Origin of the sequence: Parachlamydia sp. (genome assembly GCF_050255895.1) — a bacterium.
Lineage (GTDB): Bacteria > Chlamydiota > Chlamydiia > Chlamydiales > Parachlamydiaceae > Parachlamydia > Parachlamydia acanthamoebae.
Genome location: NZ_JBFWIR010000044.1, coordinates 1 through 21,583, shown reverse-complemented (window position 1 = coordinate 21,583; position 21,583 = coordinate 1). Strand labels below are relative to the sequence as shown.

The window sequence follows — 21,583 nt, the reverse complement described above, 5'->3', positions numbered from 1 at the left end:
TTCATGTTTCTATCTCGTCAAATACACCTCGAGCAACCATGCAAACATCCCCACCAACTTTCACCGAGATGATCTGATTCGTCTGGCCACTGACTTGCACAAAAAGCTGACTTGGACGTTTTAAAAAACGCCCTTGATTAATCACAAATTGATTATTGATTGCTGTAATACCGTGTTGAACTAAATAAGCTCCAACGGGTCCTGCTGCGCTGCCTGTTGCAATATCTTCTACTCGTCCATCATTATCCCAAGTTCTTCCTTCAAGTGTCGACACTTGTAAAATGTAAGCAAATTTGGCTTTCACCGAAGCGAGCAATTCAGCTAAATTGCGCGAAACAATGCATATTTTCTGAAGATCACATGAAACAGGAACGATCAAATAAGGCAAGCCCGTCGAGATAACCTGCATAGGTAAGTTAGGATGAATATCTCTTGCTGAAAGATTTAATGCCTTTAAGATTTCCAACGTGTGTGATCGCTCTAAAGGAGGGTAAAATTGTGGCTGTCCTTGTTCCATGGTTGCATGGTAATACCCCGCTTTTTTGACTGTCTCTACCTGGACTTGTTTGTTTGGTAAATCAAAAGTCCATGCACAAGCTTCTCCATTTTGCAATTCACGTAAAAAACAGGCAGCGCCAAGGATAGGATGACCCGCAAAATCTAATTCTTCTTCCATGGTAAAAATGCGAGCCTGAAATCTTGTGGGGTCATGTGTGCCAGACAAAAATATGGACTCGTATTGCCGCAATTCTTGTGTCAGCTTTTGCATGAGTTCGGAATTCAACGGCTCATTATGCATAAAGACCGCTAAACCATTGCCTGCTAAAGGAACCTTACTGAAAACATCGATTAATCGATAATGGATCGGATGTGATTTGAATGTCATGGCTATCTCAAGTTACAAGGGAAACCTCTGCTCCTAATGCTTTTGGTAAATCATAAAAGGTTTGATAAGACCGAGTCGGAGCAATGACATGATCACCTGGTTGTAAAAGAACATGTATCAAAAGGGCTTCGCCTGCCCCGGCAAATGTTCCGATGCCACCTTTTTTAATCCTTGTATAGAGATGCGAAATCTCCTCCTTAAACAAAGGATGACCTGTAGAGTGTTGTATAGCCTAGATTTAAATTTTCCCATAAATGTTTTGATTCACAATCGCAAAAGCTTAAAAGTTCTTGTAACGCTAAGGCTTCATTATCAGAAGAGCAAAGCAAATAGGGTGCTTTAAATTCCCACGTATTGAAAAAAATTTTCCAATTTAAAAAAAGGAAGACACAAATTACCTCAAGTAATTATACAGGGTGGCTCTTGAAATCTCTAAAACATCTGCGATATAAGAAGCTGCATTTTTAGCTTGGAAAGCCCCTTCTATATGCAGAGCTTCAATCAATTTTTTCTTTTTTTCCTTTGTGAGGGTTTTCAAGGATTCGCCATGCTCCTGCAGATAAATAGAAACATATTCATTAATCTTTTCACGCCAATCATCTTTAAAAAGAGCCTCTGGCTTAGTGATGTCCCCTATTTGTTCCATAAAGCCCTGCAGAAATTTTTGCATGTCTTCCCATTTTGACAAGTCCACATTGATGCATAGTAATCCTATTGGATTGCCCTTCCGGTCTCTAAGGGTTGCCGTCACACAACGCATTCTTTTTCCATCCCAGTTCGTCTTAAAGTAAAGGGGAAAAACATCCGGAATTTCTGAAAGATTTTTTATTTCATCAAGCAAAGATTCATCCCCGACTTTTCTTTTTGAAAGATTATTGACAATGTGAGCAATACACCCCGTTTTTAAATCATGAATAACCACTTCTCCGTGTGGATGAAGAAGTAATCCAATCGCTTGTGCGATGGCAAAGAATTGTTTTAAGTTCATGATATTCCTCCTGTAAATATACATTTATGTCTAAATTAGATTTTTTTGTCTATTTTTAAATAAAAAAAGACACAAACTCCTAAAAGCTGTGTCTTTTTTTTAAATTTAAATACTTTGAGGAATCTGTTCAAGAACTCCACTGCGAATATTCGATCCAACTATAAACGCTTGTAGACATTCCACAAGTGCTCCTTTTATATTAAGTCATTTCGTAATGACATTAGGATTAGATATAGAGAATTATTCGTTTAAACATCAATATTTTCAAATTTGCAAAGAGCTTTAAGAATATGTTTTTAAAGCATAATTATGAAAAAAAAATCCATTTGCTTTAAGAAAAAAAGTTTAGATAGACAGGAAAGAAAAAAATCAGAAAAATAAAGGCTAATCATGGCAAGGATGTAAAAAATATGGATTCGAATCAAAAAAAAGACATTTCAAATCTTTTGATTGTGATGACATCGGCTATCGGATGCGCTGTATTAGCGCTGGGTTACATGATGTATACGTCACAATCTGAAAATCAATACCTTCTAAATCACATTCTCATTTCTCCAGATGTTATCCAAACTCTTAACTATCCCCTCGCAGAAAATCGCAATAAAAAAGCACCTGCATTATCTTTCAAACGAATCGAATATTCTTACTTCGATTCAGAGAAACACCAGTGGATCACAAAAGAAATTTCGTCGGCAAAATATGCGGATCTTTATGCTTACATTGCATCTGATAAAAGTATAGAAACACCTTCCGACGATATGATTGACGCCTTTTTACACCCCCAACCAATAAAGCTCACTCTTTTTGTCGAAGAACGGTCCTCAAATCAAGCCTCTCCTCTTAAGAGCGTATTTCAAGAAGTCGATTTTTCGGCTAAAGGAGATTTTTTTCGTGTTCAATTAAGAGAGCAAACCTTAAATTCTCAACAAGCTTATTTTTATCATCCGCACATTTATGCAATTGTGCAAAAAATACTTAATGAATCGCCATGAAAACTACAGGTCAATTTACTTTTTTAGGAACAGGCGGATCCATGGGAGTCCCTGTCATCGGTTGCCATTGCGCAGTCTGTTCCTCTCCTTCTCCATTTAATAAGCGGATGCGTCCTTCCGGATTAATTCAACTTGGAACTGAAAAAATCTTGATAGATGCAGGACCTGATCATCGCAATCAAGCGCTTATCAATCGAATTGACCGCTTAGATGGGGTGATTTTTACTCACGCCCACCATGATCATAGTGCGGGAATTGATGACTTACGCGTTTATTACATGCATACCCACAAAGCTTTAGAATGCCTGATGTCAAAAGCAACATATGATGAACTTAAGTATCGCTACGCCTACATCTTTCAACCGCAAGAACACTACAAGCTCACCACAAAGATGCATATCCACTTGTTAGAAAATGAAAGAGGCAAAGTGAATTTTCTGTCTGCCAAGCTTCGCTATTTCACCTATGAGCAAGGTGGTATGGCTGTCAATGGTTTTAAATGCGGAAATCTAGCCTTTGTTTCAGATATTCGACATTATCCTGAATCCATTTTTGAAGACTTGTCTGGCACGGAAATTTTAATTATTAGTGCCTTGCGCTTTACTCCTTCTCCTTTACATTTAACTGTGGACGAAGCTCTCGCTTTTGCTGAGAAAACACAAGCAAAACAGGTATGGTTTACGCATATTGCGCATGAGCTTGATCACGAAAAAACAAATGCTTATCTTCCAGAGCACGTCCGCCTGGCTTATGATGGCCTCGCATTCGATTTTTTACCCGAATTTGCATAAACAACCCGCATTTTCATGTTTTCTTGGACATCTTTCATCGAAACATATACCCCAATACCTGCGTGAGAAAGACTTTGTAATTTTTTACTGCGCTTCGGCATGAAAACTGCATTAAATATTTCTGAAAGCGTATAGCTATTAAAAAGCTCGCTAGTTAGAGTGACAGAGTTAAATTGGCGATTATTTTTTTCATAAAAACTTTGGACATAATTGATTATTAAAAGTTCTCCTGTTGCTTTAACGGCTGTCGGTATAAATAGTGCCAAGTTATGTGTTCCTAGATGATAGGCTCTTCGAAAAAATTGCTCGTCCGTTAACTCATCGTAAACATTCATGGCACGCAAAATTCTGACAAATTGGTCAAGGCTACAACTTGGATTTTTTCCAGGACAACTTGAACAATAGGCATTTTTTAGATGTATCGCTTGAGTCAATTTATTGATTGTCGAAACCATTTGATAAGAAACATAATCTGAACTTTCAATCTTTGCTTTTAAGCTATAAATCCTTTCTGAAATACATGTTGAATAGGGATCTTGGGGTTGATTGGGCACATCAAATTGACTCAAATCTTTCACTCGTTTTTTCCGAATGAGTGAAACACATTGATACCCAGCCCAAGAAGTTTTGGCAACAGCATTTAGACTTTCATCATCCAGTTGTTCTAAGGGGAGAAGAATTTCTTCCATGCCACCCCAATTAAAAAGTGAGAGATTTGCAACTTCCATAAAGCACCTACTAGAAAAAATATGAGAAAATGTTTAAACTTCTTTTCTGCTATCCGGGAGGAAAAAGTGCAAAAGGGGACTAAAATATCAAGTGAAGAAGAGAATGCGCAAGAGAAAAGAAAAGCTTTGCTTGTTTCTGCATTCAATGGAAATGATCAGCGCGCAATTTGCGAAGAACATCTAGACGAACTAGAACTGCTTGCTGAAACATATGGGGTCGAAATCGTGGCAAAAGTCCCCTGTCTAATTCGTAAGGTTGATGCGGCGACTTTCGTTACTCAAGGTAAGCTTGAGGAATTAATCACGCTCAGTAAAGAATGCGCTGCTGATCTTATCATTTTTGACGATGAAATCTCACCCAGCCAACAACGCAATCTCGAAAAAGCCTTTCAGTTAACCGTTATGGATCGAACTGAAGTGATTTTAGAAGTCTTTGCGCAACGTGCCAAAACCAAGGAAGCACGTCTACAAATTGAATACGCCCGCGTTAAGTATCAAGCGCCAAGACTAAAACGTCTATGGTCTCACCTATCTCGCCAGCACGGATCGGGAGGAGCTGGTGGAGGAGCCTATCTGAAAGGAGAAGGAGAAAAGCAAATTGAAATCGATAGACGCTTAATCAAAAAGCGTTTAGAGCAATTGCAAAGTGAAATCCAAGAAGTTAAAGAGCATCGTGAAATTCAACGTGTGGCGAGAACCCGTTCTGCAATCCCAGTCTTTGCCTTAGTCGGCTATACGAATGCTGGTAAATCCACACTGCTAAATGCCCTAACTGATGCTGATGTATTTGTAGAGGATAAACTTTTTGCCACATTAGACACAACAACTCGAAAATTTCCTTTGTCAACGGGACAAGAAGTCTTAGTTACTGACACTGTAGGCTTTATTCGCAAGCTCCCACACCTTCTAGTCGCCGCATTTAAAAGCACACTTGAAGAGGCCATTCAAGCAGATATCTTGTTGCATGTGATTGATGCGACACATCCCATGGCTCTTGAACAAGCCAGAACGACAATCCAAGTGTTGAAAGAGCTAGGCGTTGGAGATAAACCCATTATTACCGTTTTAAATAAAATTGACCAAGCAGAGCAAAATGAGTTGACCACACGCTTAAGGCTAGAATATCCACGCACCGTCCCTATTTCGGCTTTGCATCGGCGGGGATTTGAAGAGCTGGAAGAGATGATGCTGCGTGAACTCAGCCAGCAAAGAAAAACTTTAAATCTACGTATTCCACAAAGTGAGTATGCCCTTGTGAGCGAAATTCGTCGAAGCGGCAATGTGATTAGTCAAGATTACGAAGAAAACGATGTGCTCATTGAGGTAGATCTTCCTGTAGCTCTAGCCAATAAATTAAAAAATTATGTGATTTCATGAATGAAACGCAGGCTTTTTATTCTGTTTTAAGCCTTCCTGCCGCTGAAAGACCAAGAGAAAGACTTTTACAGCATGGAGCTGATGTGCTTTCCTCGGTTGAACTCATTGCTGTCCTACTAGGAAGTGGAATGAAAGGCATGCCCATTTTGCAATTATCTCAAGAGATTATGAGCCGTTTTGGCTCCTTGCAAAATTTAGCTGACGCAACCATTGAGGAACTGTGCCAAATCAAAGGTTTGGGCACAGCCAAAGCCATTCAACTAAAAGCAGCATTAAATTTAGGAAAACGTTTATCTAGAACCCAAGTTTCTGCCAAATTTCAAATTCGAACGCCTCTACATGCCTACCATTTAGTGAAAGATGATCTAGAAAAGGCTATGCAAGAGCATTTTTTGACAATCTTACAAGATGTCAAAGGCTATGTCATCTGTTCCCCAACTGTTGCGCTGGGAACACTAACAGCTACCGTTGTGCATCCGCGTGAAGTTTTTTATCCAGCCATTCGGCATCGCGCAGCGAGTCTGATATTGGTTCATAATCATCCAAGTGGCGATCCCACCCCTTCAAAAGAAGACCTTGATGTGACAAAAACCCTTGTTGCAGTTGGTCGGCTTGTGGGAATTTGTGTAAACGACCACATCATTATTGGGAGGGACAGGTACGTTTCGCTGCGTGAAGAAGGATTTGACTTCTCCCGCTTCCCTAAAACTTAATTACTGAAAGATCACTGAAATAGTGGTCTGAATAAAAAATCTTTCGATCTTAGCCTGCTTTTTTCTGTAATTCTTTAAATAGCTTTCGTAATGGACTGTAAGGATAATTTTGTAAATCTTCGGGACGCGACTTCAAGATCTGATTTTTGAAATAATTCTCCATTTCAAAAGGGTCTTGTTCAGAAAGCCAAACGATAAGCTCTCTAAACTCATCTTCGGGATAATGGTCATGCTCTCCATTAAAGAAGCGTATTTGAGCCAGAAAACGGTTAAATCTAGGTTGGATTGAATCAGAATTAGTCAGTAAAGGTCCAGAAACAAATTTTTTCAAACGCAAATCATAAATGCTCTGTGATTTATCAGGCTTGCTAAATTCTTTAAAAAAATCTAATGTATCTAGAATAACCAATTGCAGCTTATCTTTCCAATTGATCTTCACCCTAATATAGTGCACGGGGTTTTGCAAACGATCGAACAATTGTCTTTGTTTCGATAATTCATTCCTATTATAAGGGAAAAAATTCTCCGAAAAGCTGATATTCCGATCAAAAGCTTTATGAAACTTATTAAGAGCACGCTTGTCAGGATAATTAATCCAACTATAGTATTCTCGAGATGCTTGACTTTCTATCTCTATTTCAACTTCAGTTTCGGTTTCAATTTCAGTTTCTGTCTCAATTTCAACTTCTTGATCTAATAGCGGACTACTCCCTCCAAATACTTTTATGGGTAATCGTAGAAGCAACTCTGGTGGATAGCTAAGTTTCGATAAACGTTCTCTCGCTTTGGACAGCTCTAACTCATTCACCATTTCCAGATAACCATCCTGCAAAGTTTTCAACTCGGTTTCCGGATCTTTATCCATACGATTAATCATCGCATTCATGGCAAAGTAAGAGCCGTGGATAGATAGATCGCCCTTTTTTTCTGTGACTAAAATCTGATGTTCCACAAAGTCTTCTCGATATCGGCCTAACATGGCTTCTAACCCAATATTCTCGGCTCGTGCTAATAAATCTGCAATCATCTCACTGCGCACAATGTCGCGCAATTCGTGTTTTTTTGCGCGAAACAAATCGTCCGCTTCTCTTTCAACACTATTTTGAAGAGACTTCTTAATCAGATCTGATACATCCTGAACTGGATCTTCCTTCGGAACAATGTAACAAGCGCGTTGATCTGCCCTTCTTAAACGGCCCACAGTTTGAAGTACTTCCTCAAATAGCTGCTTACTATTCGCTGTAATAAGGGCTCTAGCTCCAGGTGCCATTTTAAAATCAGCCCCTCTTGCACGGCTTTCGTCAAAAAAACCACCCAATTCACTAGGCTTTAATCCCGCTGCTTCAGGAGCAAGAATCCCTTTTCGCGTATGTACTTGCTGACGATTCCCAGCACCGCCTAATAGAACCCCTTGGATGCGAGAACTAGAAGGTTGTCCATCTAGCAATTGCTGAGAAGGAACTCCAAACGGCATTCCATGGAGGGCCGCCACGCCAGCTCCATCAATAACAACCTGAATATCTGAATCTGTTTTCACAACCTCAGAAATTAATGTTTCAGGATGTTCAGGATTATAGCGTAACATTTTTGGAATTGAACCATCACACGCTCCACTTTTTAGCAGCATTGCTGTCACCATTTTGCCTGTTGCTCCTTTATCTTCCGCGCCTTCAATTTGCATAGAAGAAGGGAGCGCATGCAATGAGCCTAATGTCGCAGACGCACCAGCGGTGTGTTTAGACATGGCCACTAAATTATGGCCGTCGCAACTAATTTTGCCTGTTGAAACTTCTAATTTCGCCAAACAAAGCTCTAGAAAACGTCGAATACGAAGAGGATCTGCATTGACTTCACGGATTAAATCGGGGATTTGGCTTGGCAATGTTGCGCTAAGCTTTTTCCCAGGGAAAAAGCTTTCAAACACTTTAGCTTCAGGGGTTTCATCCATACTTTCATAAAATCCATTCATGACGGCAGCTTCAGCCGTATTTTTCTTGGAAAAAATCCATCGATGAATAAACTCTTCCCTTTCCCCTGTCTGGTAATGATCTTGAATGGTGTAATTAACACGTTCAAGAATTTGCTCAAATTCAGAGCTTTCACGCGGAATGTCACTTGCAAGGCAAGGCACTGTATGTTCACCATCCTTGGAGCGAATATATCTCACCTGACAAGTTTTAGATAATGTCAGAGGTAAATAAGTGCAAAACTGATCTTTAAGAAGAGCTATCTTGTCTTTCTCTTGTGGCAACCAATGTTGAACTTCTGCAAGAAAATCTTCACTCTCTCCCAAAAAGTAATCTTTTAAAGCATCTATAAAAGCTTCTTTGCTTTCGTTTTGAATGCCTCGCTCATTGGCTATTTTTTCTGCCATTTGTGCTGCGACTCGCTTAATTACCTTATCTCGTTGCACTTCTGTTAACGATTCGCCTTGCAAGTTGCGCTGTAAACCTAGCTCAGAATCTGCTAAAAGGAGATCATATAATTCCAGGCTTGTTTGCCAAATAAATGGTGGAATGGGTTGAGCTACACCCACTTTTAAATGCCTTTCTTCCCGCTGATTCAGAGCTTTATCGAACTCATCCAGAATGGTTGATTGATGTTTTTGCATGAGCGCTCGAATTTTTGTTAAATAAATTAGGTGCTCTTTTTCAATGGGAGAAATCTCTTTTGGTGATTGCCTGGATTGTTGATCAATCAGACGAATCCATTTTTGCTCTAAAGCCTGTTGACTTTCAATCGTGGAAATCACCACGCCCTTTTTCATGATGGTATGCAATAAATCTTCGTACATTTCTTTAAAAAGAGAAATCTGGCCCAATGGAGAATGATTGTCTGGAATTTGTATGGGAGTAGACATGTTAAATTGAAGCGGATAAATACTTCTTTGACAGATTTTACCCAGCTTGTTTTTTAGATCGTGCAAATTCTCTTCAAAAAGTTGTTTAGGAAAGTTGACTGTTACAAGATTCGTACCGTTTGCTAGCATCAAGGCACTCAAAACCAGAATAACAGTAGTTTTACCCGCCCCAGTTACGGCTTGCCTTACACTGTCAGGATTTTGGATAAAGTCTTGAACCATTTTGAGTTGACCTTCACGCAGAAGAAGATTAGACATATACTCAAACAATAGTAGCTGAGGGCTTTCTTGAGGATTATATTGTCTTTCTGCTGTCAAAAGCTCGTACAAAGAAGCTTCAGCCATAGGGGAAGATCCCTCTTTTTTATCACTGAGTTGTTTGATTTCATCCAGAGCGGCATCGATGCGTTGAAGATCGGTTATAATTAAGAGATAGTCTCCTAAGGCATTCTTAAGTTTATCGAATTCAATCCCCTCGGGTAAGCTTTCCGTCAAACTTTCTAAATCATTTTGCAAAAAATGTTTTAATAAAAGTTCTAGATCAATATTTATCACAGCTTTAGCTTTTTGCTTTAAGAGATAGACAGGAACACTTTTTTCTTGCACAAGAGTCAAAATAAGTGTACGGGCAGCCTTTTGCTTTGCATCCCATTGAGCTCTTTTTTCCCACAGATTTTTTTCTAATGTAGCACGAGAGTCTTCTCCTTTTATAAACATCATGGGCGTTTGCGCTTGTATACGCTCTTTTGCTAATCGCATCTCGTTTTCAAGCTCCATTGCCGCCGCACTTAAAGCAGCGTTTGATGCCTGCTTTAAACTGGAAAGATCGAGAACCGGAATGGGAGGAATCACGGTATTTTCAATAAAAAACTCTTGAAGCTGCTCTTTCGAGTAAATGGAATGTCCAACAGAAGGATCAAGTGAAACGAGACTCATGAGAGGCTTTTTTATACTTAAAGCTTGTTCTAAATCATCTAAGCTTAATTCGTCATATATAAGATCCGGATTTTTAGATTTAGCCTTCGCTAAACACTCATCAAATTCTCTCTTTAATTGCATAACATCATATTCAATCGCAGACACTTTCACATTTTCATCTGAACCTGGATGCTCTTGCTCAAAATTTTCCACAAGATTTTCCAACTCGCTAAGGAATGTCTGTAAATTTTCCACGGTTTCTTCATATTGTCCTTTCTCTTCTTCATAAAATCTACTCGCTTTTAAATAGAGATCGGGGACTTTTGGAAAAGGAATTGAATCACCCGTCTTTCGTATATCGAGAACTTTTATCAAGTATTTTTGCAAAGTCTGATAAAATTCAGGCCGACGGACATGCGCTCCTGCTCTGGGATCTTTTAAATCTGGTAATGAACGCAAGGTGAGTTCTAGACGCCGAAAATTTTGGCTTGTAACATCCTTGTCAAGGATCGTTTTGTAGATCTCAATAAACTGAGTTCCCAGCTGCGACGCATCTTTAGAAAGAAATTTGTAGGTAGAGTCTTCTTGTCTCTCCCTCAATTCACGTAACAAATCATTACTAAATTTGGAAATTTTTGTTTCGATTTTGGAATCTTGAAAATAAGCTCGCTCAGCCTTTAAAGGTTTCATCTTACGAGCTTCCTTCCTTTGTAATAGCATAGGAGCATTGGCAAGATAAAATTGCTCATCATATTCTTCCAAAGCTCTCAAACAAAGCAATTCGTGCTCTGCAGAAATTCTTTGCAAACCTGAAATTTTCCCCCCATATTGCAGATATTCTTTGTAAAGCTCCGCCATTGCCCTTGTGAATGCATGCTTATGGGCTCTGGGCGCTAATTTTTTCCCAATTAAGGCTGCCTGAAGCTTAAGAGCAATGTTATCTGGTGTCTTAATCGAATCATCTGTTATGAATTTTTGAAGGGCATTAACGTCTCCCTGAACCCATTTTTTAGGATTTATGGTTAACGAGAGAAGAAATTCTAAGCTTCTTTCTGGCTGATTTAGCAAATGAGCGACTCTGGCAAGATATGTATAAGGCTCTATCGATTGCTCGGAGATTTCTTTTAGATTTAAACTAATAGGGTCTATGTCAAAAATCCAATAATCTTGCTTTCCTTCTTGAGCACTCAATTTCCAATCGGATCTTACAGGATCTTTCTTATCTAAAGAAAGGAAGTGCCCCTTTAATGTACTTTTTATCGCATTAAAGAATAATCGATAGGAAAACTCAAGTATATTAGGTTCGATTGTTAATTGAGGGACAATGAGTCTATGTTGCGAAGCGATCTTTGGATGAGTTAGAAGCAAAGCATGCGGAAGACCTTTTTTTAAGGTACTTTCAGAAGGGGTCACTTCTAAAATCCAACCATTCAAAGGAGAACTCGCACACACAACTTTTCCATCTTTCTCAATAAAATCTAAGCCGTAGCGCGTTAACTCAACTTTTTGAATTTTGCTTTTTGTCTTCCAAACTAAAATATTTGAAGGCGAATCCAAGCTTTTTAACTGTTGCCATACGGGATGCATAGAATCGGTCAAGGACCCCACTTTCGCTTCTTTTTGTTCGTTCTCAACTCTTAAATCTATGACATGATCAATAATTTGTTTGCTTTTGCCTTGTTTTAGAGAGATCCAATAAAGAGCATTTCCCTTGTCATCCATCACAAAAAAATGGGAAGGCTTTCTGGAGTCTACCCAAAAACTGTAGTTTGGCTGATCTAAAAATTCAGGGAGTTTTGACTCACTTTTTGCCTTTTTATATTGCTTAATCGCTTTTAAAATGGATTTTAAACCAACTTCTGCGAGTTCTTCTCCCTTGTCCGACGAAGAAGATAAGGCGAATAGGCTTTCCTTAGGAACATATTGCAACCAATATTTTTTCTCTCTGCTTGTGATTTCCCTGTACACACACACATCTTTCTGTGAAGAAGCAACAACAACCACTGCTCGATTTTGAGGATCATCTAGATGGTAAAAATCTGCTGCATCACATTGCATATGCTTAGAAGAAAAGCCTACAATACTCATTTTAGCTAAAGCCTGACCAACCACCGGATTTTCTTTAATTTCAAGAGGCATACTTTGCGTGGACCAGCCTTCTTTCTTATTATTCAAAGTTCCTTTGAGCAAATCAATTTGGTAATCGCCGGCCATATAAAGCGGGAAGCTTCCTACCCATTCTTTTCCTGGTGGTGGAGAGTTTGTTAAAAGACAGATTGAATCCAAAACTTTTTCAAGTACGGGTTTTGATTCCGCTTTTTCCAAGAATAATTTAATCGGATTTTTCCATTTTTCACGCAATGTACGGACACGAATTTGTTGTAGTGGATCCAATTCATATATTTCGGCTGAAGTACTATTTAAAATAGCATTGCCCTCTAAAAATTCCACAATTTGCTCTGTACTTAGTTGATCTAAATTCTCATACATCAGCAAAAGATGGGTCCAAAGAATATGGCGATATTCAAATTCCGGATTTTTATGATCTAAAGATGCATAGGCCCATTCTCTAATTAACGGAGTATAATCAGGAAATTCAAAATCAATGCGATGATTTTGAATTAAATCAGGAGAAAGATTTTCAAGGCTCTGCGCTAAATAAATCATAAAAAGAGTTTCCGGAATCTTTCCACGATTACTAAAAAGTTTAAATTGCTCTTTGATCCAATCAGCTAAAAGTCGTGCGAGTTTTTCATTATCTTTCAAATGATTGTGAAGTGTATTTTTTTCATAATCATATTCATCGTGATACCCACCAAAAATGACGTGCTCAAGTAACGCCCGTACATCAGGAATTTCTAAAAGATAGGGTTTTTGCTTAAGTAACCCCATTGTTTCAATAATGCCATTTTTACCTACAGCAACAAGTAAATCTGCAAGATCAGGCTTTGATAAGCTCGGTAAGTTTTTTGCTTCTCGAGGAAAAGGGAAATCTAATCGTTTGAGCAAATCTGCAAAAATTTTTTCGGGATTGTCTCTAATCGCTTCTTCCGTTTTAAGGCTACGTCCTCTTTTATCTGGAAATTGACCATATTGAGCTGCCGCACGAACAGGAGCATATTGATATTTTTTATTCCTTGCAGAATGAGCCACTTCGCTCGCTTCATTGGCAATAAATTCTACCCCCAACATTTTAACTTGAAAAATCCTTTGGAAAAGTTCCATTTGCTGATCCAGAGCTAAAACTTGTGGAGGAATACCAACTTTATTTGCAAATAACTGTAATGGACGTTGATACCTAACAGTGTCTTTTTGGTCTTGTGATTTTCGACTTCTTTGATATGGATAATCTCTACTTTCTATTGTTAAAATTTTTTGTGAAGGCCTTGCATTGCTAGAAAAACTTGAGATATAGGTTGTGTATCCATATTGATCAATAATTTCGTTTCTTAATTGATCTTCTCTGATGGAGTAACTTCTTAAACGCGCGCTAAAATTTCTTAGATATTCACTTAGGACTTGAGGCCAAAAAGTTATCACAACACTATCATTGATTCGCGTTCGATCAGAATCAAGCCGAACCAGATATTCTTGCAAAATCCCAACTTTGATAACCGTCATCAGTTTTTCGGGATTTACTGTCTCTGTTTTAAGTGCGGATTCAACTAAAAACTTGCTTATTTTTCCTAATTCGACGCAACAAGTTTGCCGAAGCTCTGGGGACATTTCATCCCAATTAATGGATCCTCCTTGATAGTCATATAAATGTTCGGTTTTTTGCGGCTTCGTGATTTTAGGAAGTTCAATCGCATAGACAAAATCAAGGATGCGATTTTGTAAGTCATAATCCTCATTTTTACTGTTTAGCTCTTCGCATTCTTTACATAAGCCAGAAAGTACTTTCGGAATCGAATCGATGTTCAGCTTATAAGCATATTCATTTTTTTCTTTTGAAATACTCTTTTGAAGGATTTCTTCTGGTATATCTATCCTTATTTGAGTCTCAGGCATAGTGGAAGAGCTTGTTTTAAGACTAGTAATCCACTTGAAATTGAAAGGTTTAACATTCAATTCCTTCTTGTGAAAAACAAAAGGGGTAATCCTGCTTTTCTGCAAAAAGGGATTTTTTTTAGAGGTTCGCACCTTTTCGTTTTTAGCCTTTGCAATCGTCCGCTCGATTGCAGCGCATTCTCTATTTAATACGGCTATTTCAGCTTCCGACAATTGTCCTTCTGCAAACATTAAGCTTGTTAATCGACTGACATTTTGAACCCCTTCTTTTAGAAGAAGTTGATTAGTCAAATTATTCGATAAATCTTTTTTTACGACTTCGAAAAATTCGAACAAGGTATTAACCTTGATTTGCAGTTTGCGCCGCTCCTTAGCTGGTAGTGACACTTTTCCTCCCATTCCAATCATATCAACCAACATCCAAACATTTTTTGTTTGCAGTGGGTTCTTTAGAAATGATTGATAGTTTTCGATGGGCTTAGGAGATTGATCTATTCGATCGGCAAAAGGTAAAAATAGCTGACTTAATGAATTAAAGTCTGGGGAAACCGTATTTGGTTTAACTTCTCTGCCAATTCCGGAGGCAAGGGGAAGCTGCAAAGATAAAAGAGCATTTAACCAATCTAGGTTTGAAATTTCTTCGGCTGTTAGATCATCGAAAGTTGTTTCCGGATATATTTTCAACTTTCCAGCAGAAGCAAGCGTCGCATGAGGATTTACGGACAAATCCCGTGATAAAATTCTTATTTTGTAAGATCCCGATGGATTTTTTGTTATTTCATATAAAGCTGGATGAATTTGCAATCCTTGTCCCCATCCTCCAGGCAAAATACACGATATCCCAGAAGGAAGATCCTTAATTGTTTGACTAAGATTTTTACAGAAAACATTTAAAAGCTCAGCTCGTTTCCCCGGGTTGGAAAAAGTCCCAATTTTTTCTAATTCTGATGACCACTTTGCACATTTTTGAAGCGACTTAATCAAACCCTTAGGAGGTGCCATTTCTCCTTTTTGAGCTTTCAAAAAAGGGATCATGTACTTCAAAATTTGACTTAAGGGCGCTACCTGCAATCCAGGATATGCTGCTGATATTCGATCTGCATGGATAGCAGCCATTAAGCGTTGATCAACTTTTGGTGAACGCTTTGGCCAAAGTTTTCTTAATATAAATACGGATTGTTCAAAGAAATTAACGATTCTTCCCATTACGGTTTCATGCCGCCAGACTTGCTGAGACGGGAGTGAACGTTTTGGGAGAGTTGAAATAGGTTCTGTTTTCGGGGATCTACCAATGATTGACTTATCACTTGTTTGAGTCGCTTCCTCCGAAACAACTTTAGCGTGAGGAACTCCAAACGCATCCCTAGTTGCTTCGATCCATCGTTCAGGTTGACCATTGTCCGTTCTTATCATTATATTCTCCCGATTTAACGCTCTTATACTTAGCCAAACTTTTGAAAATGAATAAGTTAAATCTGCGCAACTAGTAATTTAAATTAAATACAATTAATTTTAAATCAACGAAATTATCATGTTTTACAAAAAAAACCACATAAATTATAACAATATTATAATTTATAATTACTTTATCGTACATTCTCAATTGGGATAACTTACTGCAGATATGCATGGAATGAATCAAATCGATTTACGAGAGATTTCGTCTTAACTTTTATTAAATTTAAGCCACCTATCCATTATTGTTTTTTATCGAAATTTAAACTGATTTTTTACTATAAATAGAGAACCAGAACTCGCTTAGAATACCCGCAATCGGGCTGTGGGATTCCTCTTTCAAAGGAAGACCTTGTGTTAGTTGGTTGGCTTGTGGAAATTTGTATGTTTCGCTTCGTGTGGAAGGATTCGGCTCCTCCCTACTCACCCAAACTTTGTTATTTAGGAGAACTCCAAATACAAAGATTACGGAAAACTTTTTTTACTTTCTCAGAATTTACAGAAGAATCAGAGTCCTCCATCGCAGAATTCGTATATAGGGTAAACTTTCTTGCATCTGTCTCAAAATATATTGGAGCATCTTCTTTTTTGGAATTTTTTATCCATAGAGCCAAAGTGGCAAGCTGCTCGGGTGATTGCGCATACTTGTATGCCGCACGTTTATATAAAGACATCCCTGGACGGAGCAAAAATTTACCCGCTATATCACAAACTTTTTTGTGCACTTCTTTGTCTTCAACTTGAAAATCGTAATGCCACAAATAGCGACATACGTCATAAAGATCGAACTTCGTATGTGCTAATTTGCCTTTTCCAAACCACGAGAGAATCCTATTTTTAATGGTATAATCATCTTTATTGATATGTACCAGCGATTGCGACTGCGTTTTTTTATCTTTTTTTATACCCAACAATTCTTTGTCTGCATCAAATTCATGTAAAGTTTGGACCACTTTATCACTCTCATCAATCTTGTCAGTTGTACGGGTAAAATCGGGATAAAAATCTGTATATTGTGGTGTTAATAAAAACATGATGGTCTCCTGCATAAGCCTATTTTTTAATTATAACCATTAACATTATTATAAATAATAATATTAGAACAGACAAGAGTAATTACGCTCCATTCAAATGAATTAATTATTTTTAAATAGATTTATTGCAAAGTTAACCTATTGTGGATATGTATAAAATTGAATCAAATTGACATTTTGTGAGACAATTTGTTATAATTTTTATTTAAAATTTAATCTTTCTATCAATTATTGGTTTTTCATGCGTACAAAAAAAGCAATTATCGGGATTTCAACTAATTTTTTATTAGAAACAGCGGGACCAGAACTCGGCCAAGAACGTGTATACGTGAATTGTTCCTATATTGATGTGATCATCCAGGCTGGCGGAATTCCTTTAATGCTGCCTTTCGTGGAAAATGAGGAAATTGTCCGCGAACAGATGAATCAGATTGACGGACTCATCCTCTCAGGTGGCATTGATGTGAATCCTTTGCTTTATGGAGAACAACCCCATCCCATGATTGGGACTATTTTTCCGAGACGGGATACCCACGAACTGCATCTTGTGCGAATTGCACAAGAAACGAACAAACCAATTTTAGGAATTTGCCGAGGTTTGCAATTATTAAATGTCGCATTTGGGGGAACTCTCTATCAGGATATTCCACACATGGTGAATACAGGGATTCAGCATTGCCAAAAAGCGCAAAAGCATGTCCCTACACACCAGGTTGATTTAATGTCTGGCACCATTTTAGAAGAAATCTTTGAAACATCGTCTCTTTTGACAAATAGCATTCATCATCAAGCAATTAAAGAACTCGCGAATGGTTTTACTGTCAATGCTAAGACAAAAGATGGAATGATTGAAGGAATAGAGAAAAATGATGGGCACTTCATGCTTGGTGTCCAATGGCACCCTGAAATGATGATCGCATCAGATACCAACATGCAAAAAATATTTAATTACTTTATTCAAAAAGTGAAGGATTATGGGTCTATCTAACTCGAAAAGGCTCGGTCTTTTAAGTATCATCCTGCTGGGAATTAACAGCATGATCGGTACCAGCATTTTTATTCTCCCCGGAAAAGTGATGGCTCTTGTCGAAACGTGGGGACCTTTTCTTTATCTTTTAGCCACTCTTTTTATTACATCTATCGCTCTTTGCTTCGCAAAATGTGCCTCTCTTTTCAATAAAAATGGGGCTGCTTATCTGTATGCCCGTGAAGCCTTTGGAGATTTTGTAGGATTTGAAGTTGGAATGATGAAGTGGGTAATTAGTATTATTGCATGGGCCACTTTAGCTGTAGGTTTTGCGACAGGATTAAGTACTCTAATTCCCATCCTGGCTGAAGAACCATTCCGCAGTTTTTTAATTGTCGGGCAGATCACCTTTTTCACAACTTTGAATCTACTGGGAATTCATTCATTTAAGTTTTTGAATGATATGATTACCATTACCAAACTGATTCCCCTGTTATTTATTGCTCTGATTGGCCTGTTTTTTTTAAAAAGCGAGCATTTTGTCTTAACTCCCATTCATGAAATTGAGCAGACCAATTTTAAAGAAGCACTCCTCATGGTTTTTTATGCCTTTACGGGATTTGAAACATTAGCTGTTGCAGCCCAAGAAATGAAAAATCCTCAAAAGAATATTCCTATCGCTTTAGTGATTGTGATTGGTTTTTGCTCCTTGCTCTATTTTTTAATTCAAATTGTCGCCATTGGCGTTTTAGGACCTCAACTTGCCGAAAGCGTAACTCCTATTTCTGACATCGCACATGCATTAGGCGGACAATGGGGCAAAAATGTGGTAAATATTGGGATGCTGATTTCAATTGGTGGGATTAATTTAGTCGCTTCATTTATGAGTCCGAGAGTAGCCGTTGCTTTGGCAGAAGATCAGCTCATTCCATCGTTTATCGGAACTAAGAATCGGTATGAGTCCCCTTATGTAGCTGCATTGCTAACTGCATTATTTGCATGTGCTATCGCTTTATCTGGGAACTTCTATCAGCTTGCGATTTTGAATGTTGTCGCGAGATTTACACAATATATTCCCACCTGCTTAGCTCTTTTAGTTTTGCGCAGACGTGAAGAGTGGAAACCGTTAATCAATGGTCCATTCTATGTGATTATTCCTGTCGCTGCCTTAATCTTGAGTTTTTGGCTACTTTTACAGGTTTCATGGATTCAGCTCAGTGCTGGGCTAGGTGCCCTTTTAATGGGGGTCCCTCTTTACCATTTTTTCAAGTGGAAAGAGGCTTCAGAAACTTTACCTCAAACGGATTAGTCCATTGAGTAAAAATCTCAAAAAGCAACTTCCAATTGATATCAAGATTTGAGTTTATCTAATTGTTGTTTCTCAATTAGATAAACTCAAATCTTGGCTTATTTCACCGTTACAGCAATTAAGCTGAAATCATCCGGCTTTCCTGCACGATATCCAAGCCACAAATGCGCTTCTTCAGGAATTGCATCCCAACTTGCAAACAAGTGTGTGAGTTCTTCACTTTCTTTATCAAGACCAGTCGTTTGAATCGCGAAGTCTTTATATGTTTCCAAATTTTCGCTATACAATTTGTCTAAAACCTGGGCTTTTTCTAGTTCTTGCTGTGCTTTTAATGTAGCAGAAAAAGGGGAGATCTTCTCATTGACCATTCCATCAATTTGCAGTTTGAGCTGTCCAGCTTCTTCGTAACCCGGTCTATCTTTGAATTTATCAGAAAGTCTAACATCTTTACTAAACCATTCATGTGCAAGTTTAGGATCTTCATCCCAACTTTTAAATAATTGTGTGAGTTCTTCACTTTTTCCATCAAGATCGGTCAGTTGAATAGCAAAATCTTTATATTTTTTTAAATTTTCAATACATAGCTCATCCAAAATTCGATCTTTTTCCTGTTGATACAAAGATTTTAGTCTTTGATCGATGTCTGCGGCTTTAGCTTTCGCAGATTCCTCCATCTTTAATACGAACAAACTCGCCTCAATAAAAGGTGATTTTGTACAATGCGTGTATATTGTATCTGCAATGTCAGCTCCATCCATTTCTTCAAGTAGATGTTCGGAATAAAGAGTATGCAACTCCTGAAGAAGGGCTTTAGATTCTTTGCTAAGAGAGCCCTGCCATTCTCGAGCTTTTGCTGCCTCCTCAGAATCATCTCTCCTTGTGTTGAAGGTCCAATCGCTGGGAGAAGTAGCCTGTAAAATCCATTCTTCAGGATTTTTAGCAAACGCTTTTAATTTAGGATGATTGTCCAGCTTGCCAGCTAAATCTAGCTCTTTAAGCACCTGTATGGGCGTTTTCCCCAAAGATTTAGCCTCCATATTGTCACCAAAGCCATCGGATCCTAATAAAATTGTATCCCCATTCCTAAGTTCTTGGAAGATGGGAACAATTTTCTTTATACCAGCTCCAAAAGTCGGTCCTGGATCAGAATAAGGGCTCTCAAAATTTGTTGGAGTCAAGTCTTTTGCGGTGCCATCTTCTTTTTTAAGCATTACACGTGCATCACCAAGACCAAATCCGATTGCATATCTCTTTTCACCGGAAGGTATAATAATTGTGCATGCCATTGTGGAACCGACCATTTGTCCCTCACTCCTTGTGACAAGTTCTGCTCGAATGATAGCCTGAGTCAGGGCCTCACCAATATCTTCCGATGAAAGATTTCCATTTTTTTGAAGTTTGACTAATTGCGTCGTAAGGATTTGTCTAAACCGATTTGTTAATTCTAAAGACCCATCATGAGAGGACTTTTTATTTCCTGCAGCATCTGCTACAATAGCAATTGTCATATCCCCAATATTGTCTAAAGCAACCCAATCCGCGCAGTATTCTCCTTCAGGTAAATAGCCTTTTGCTTGAAGGATAGCCATCCCATTCATTTTATCATGCGTTAGAGCCTGAACAAATCTTTCATCTTTATTCGCTACAAAACCAGATTCCGATGCCTCGAGAGCATCGTCAAGTGTTGCTATGGACTTTCCTTGGCCAATTGAAAATTTGAATTGCAATCCTTGTCCTGACTCTGCTATTTTTTCTTTTAATTCTTTTGTAGCTTTTAGGAGGGATTCGTTATTTCTCCCATTCTGAGGAGATGGATATTTTTTTCCTTTTAAATCAAGCACAAAATCTTTCTGCAAAAATTCTAATTCTACTGTATCAACATCTACAAACTCAAGCTCATCCTCTTTGACGCTTTGTGGTTCCATAAGAGGAGGAATTACTTTCCAGCCTTCTTGATCCTTTCGTACCCACACTAATTTATCCTGATGTTTTGCAAGAACTATCCCTCTTGGTAGATCTGCAAGACGTGTAATATGTTCGACAATTTTTACATATTCTGCAGGATGATTGAATAACCGCAAACTTGGATCCAATTTTTCTATGATGGCTATCTTTCTACCTTGTAGATTGGCCATTTTCACTTTAGTGCGTTGTTCGAAAATCAAATTTTTAATAATTTTATTTGTTGTTGCTTTGTAAATTTTATCAAGAGTATCGCCATCTAATATTTTAAGTTTATTAGCTACTTTTTGATCATTAATCCATACTTGTTTAGTAATACCTAAAATAATACGGTTAACAGTTCTCCCTAGGAGATTGCCTCCTACACATGACTCAACTTGTTTTACTGTTAGCTCTTTATTTCCAAACATTATTTTGGGTGGATCAATCTTACTTGTCATAGCAGCACCTTTGTAAATTACACATTAGACATCTTTCGAAATTAAACTTTTGAGTGTATATTAGAGCCTCAAAATCAGGAGGCTACATGAAATTTGAGACAGTTAAAGAATTAGATGAAGAGAAATTTCGTCGTCTAACAGGAGTTAAACGA

Annotated in this window: 13 protein-coding genes; 6 read left to right on the top strand and 7 right to left on the bottom strand. The window is 38.2% G+C overall.

Annotated elements, in window-relative coordinates:
* Position 1: 1 nt before the first annotated feature.
* The 3 genes from AB7E63_RS08695 to AB7E63_RS08685 all read right to left on the bottom strand — a co-directional run bounded on the left by AB7E63_RS08695 (position 2) and on the right by AB7E63_RS08685 (position 1,874).
* Positions 2-886, bottom strand: coding sequence for a PhzF family phenazine biosynthesis protein (locus AB7E63_RS08695; RefSeq protein ID WP_006340309.1), 885 nt, complete (start codon positions 884-886; stop codon positions 2-4).
* A 7-nt stretch (positions 887-893) separates the two neighbouring features.
* On the bottom strand, positions 894-1,091 hold the full coding sequence (locus tag AB7E63_RS08690) for a hypothetical protein (RefSeq protein WP_006340310.1): 198 nt from the start codon (positions 1,089-1,091) through the stop codon (positions 894-896).
* 189 nt (positions 1,092-1,280) lie between these two features.
* Positions 1,281-1,874 (bottom strand): helix-turn-helix transcriptional regulator, encoded by a 594-nt coding sequence (locus AB7E63_RS08685; RefSeq protein ID WP_006340311.1) that lies wholly within the window; start codon positions 1,872-1,874, stop codon positions 1,281-1,283.
* 410 nt (positions 1,875-2,284) lie between these two features.
* On the opposite strand from AB7E63_RS08685, the gene AB7E63_RS08680 reads away from it, so the two are divergent.
* On the top strand, positions 2,285-2,866 hold the full coding sequence (locus AB7E63_RS08680; protein ID WP_006340312.1) for a hypothetical protein: 582 nt from the start codon (positions 2,285-2,287) through the stop codon (positions 2,864-2,866).
* The gene (locus tag AB7E63_RS08675; protein WP_006340313.1) at positions 2,863-3,657 is read left to right on the top strand and encodes an MBL fold metallo-hydrolase; all 795 of its coding nucleotides are present in this window, start codon (positions 2,863-2,865) and stop codon (positions 3,655-3,657) included. The genes AB7E63_RS08680 and AB7E63_RS08675 overlap by 4 nt, the downstream gene beginning before the upstream one ends.
* Here AB7E63_RS08675 and AB7E63_RS08670 read toward each other — a convergent pair.
* Positions 3,615-4,385 carry a hypothetical protein gene (locus tag AB7E63_RS08670; RefSeq protein WP_006340314.1) on the bottom strand — a complete coding sequence of 257 codons (771 nt, stop codon included), beginning with the start codon at positions 4,383-4,385 and terminating at the stop codon, positions 3,615-3,617. The genes AB7E63_RS08675 and AB7E63_RS08670 overlap by 43 nt on opposite strands.
* A gap of 66 nt (positions 4,386-4,451) precedes the next feature.
* On the opposite strand from AB7E63_RS08670, the gene hflX reads away from it, so the two are divergent.
* Both hflX and radC read left to right on the top strand, forming a co-directional pair.
* Positions 4,452-5,762 (top strand): GTPase HflX, encoded by a 1,311-nt coding sequence (gene hflX, locus AB7E63_RS08665; RefSeq protein ID WP_013924981.1) that lies wholly within the window; start codon positions 4,452-4,454, stop codon positions 5,760-5,762.
* Positions 5,759-6,475 (top strand): RadC family protein, encoded by a 717-nt coding sequence (gene radC / locus AB7E63_RS08660; protein WP_006340316.1) that lies wholly within the window; start codon positions 5,759-5,761, stop codon positions 6,473-6,475. Before hflX ends, radC begins: the two co-directional genes overlap by 4 nt.
* A gap of 49 nt (positions 6,476-6,524) precedes the next feature.
* On the opposite strand, the gene AB7E63_RS08655 is transcribed toward radC, so the two are convergent.
* Entirely contained in the window at positions 6,525-15,677 is a 9,153-nt protein-coding gene (locus AB7E63_RS08655) for a DUF3638 domain-containing protein (RefSeq protein WP_428419229.1), read from the bottom strand.
* 479 nt (positions 15,678-16,156) lie between these two features.
* On the bottom strand, positions 16,157-16,753 hold the full coding sequence (locus AB7E63_RS08650; protein WP_006340318.1) for a hypothetical protein: 597 nt from the start codon (positions 16,751-16,753) through the stop codon (positions 16,157-16,159).
* Positions 16,754-16,994: 241 nt separating this feature from the next.
* Here AB7E63_RS08650 and AB7E63_RS08645 point away from each other — a divergent pair, with 241 nt between their 5' ends.
* The gene (locus tag AB7E63_RS08645; RefSeq protein WP_006340319.1) at positions 16,995-17,741 is read left to right on the top strand and encodes a gamma-glutamyl-gamma-aminobutyrate hydrolase family protein; all 747 of its coding nucleotides are present in this window, start codon (positions 16,995-16,997) and stop codon (positions 17,739-17,741) included.
* Positions 17,728-19,029, top strand: a complete 1,302-nt coding sequence (locus tag AB7E63_RS08640) for an APC family permease (RefSeq protein ID WP_013924985.1) — start codon at positions 17,728-17,730, stop codon at positions 19,027-19,029. Before AB7E63_RS08645 ends, AB7E63_RS08640 begins: the two co-directional genes overlap by 14 nt.
* 98 nt (positions 19,030-19,127) lie before the next feature.
* Here the strand turns inward: AB7E63_RS08640 and AB7E63_RS08635 are convergent, their stop codons facing one another.
* On the bottom strand, positions 19,128-21,431 hold the full coding sequence (locus AB7E63_RS08635; RefSeq protein ID WP_036745901.1) for a protein phosphatase 2C domain-containing protein: 2,304 nt from the start codon (positions 21,429-21,431) through the stop codon (positions 19,128-19,130).
* Between the last annotated feature and the right edge of the window lie 152 nt (positions 21,432-21,583).

Bases quoted from the DNA above. Each gene is read 5' to 3' on its own strand.
- AB7E63_RS08695 (WP_006340309.1), bottom strand. From the start codon at position 886: ATGACATTCAAATCACATCCGATCCATTATCGATTAATCGATGTTTTC.
- AB7E63_RS08685 (WP_006340311.1), bottom strand. From the start codon at position 1,874: ATGAACTTAAAACAATTCTTTGCCATCGCACAAGCGATTGGATTACTT.
- AB7E63_RS08680 (WP_006340312.1), top strand. From the start codon at position 2,285: ATGGATTCGAATCAAAAAAAAGACATTTCAAATCTTTTGATTGTGATG.
- AB7E63_RS08675 (WP_006340313.1), top strand. From the start codon at position 2,863: ATGAAAACTACAGGTCAATTTACTTTTTTAGGAACAGGCGGATCCATG.
- AB7E63_RS08670 (WP_006340314.1), bottom strand. From the start codon at position 4,385: ATGGAAGTTGCAAATCTCTCACTTTTTAATTGGGGTGGCATGGAAGAA.
- radC (WP_006340316.1), top strand. From the start codon at position 5,759: ATGAATGAAACGCAGGCTTTTTATTCTGTTTTAAGCCTTCCTGCCGCT.
- AB7E63_RS08655 (WP_428419229.1), bottom strand. From the start codon at position 15,677: ATGATAAGAACGGACAATGGTCAACCTGAACGATGGATCGAAGCAACT.
- AB7E63_RS08650 (WP_006340318.1), bottom strand. From the start codon at position 16,753: ATGTTTTTATTAACACCACAATATACAGATTTTTATCCCGATTTTACC.
- AB7E63_RS08645 (WP_006340319.1), top strand. From the start codon at position 16,995: ATGCGTACAAAAAAAGCAATTATCGGGATTTCAACTAATTTTTTATTA.
- AB7E63_RS08640 (WP_013924985.1), top strand. From the start codon at position 17,728: ATGGGTCTATCTAACTCGAAAAGGCTCGGTCTTTTAAGTATCATCCTG.
- AB7E63_RS08635 (WP_036745901.1), bottom strand. From the start codon at position 21,431: ATGACAAGTAAGATTGATCCACCCAAAATAATGTTTGGAAATAAAGAG.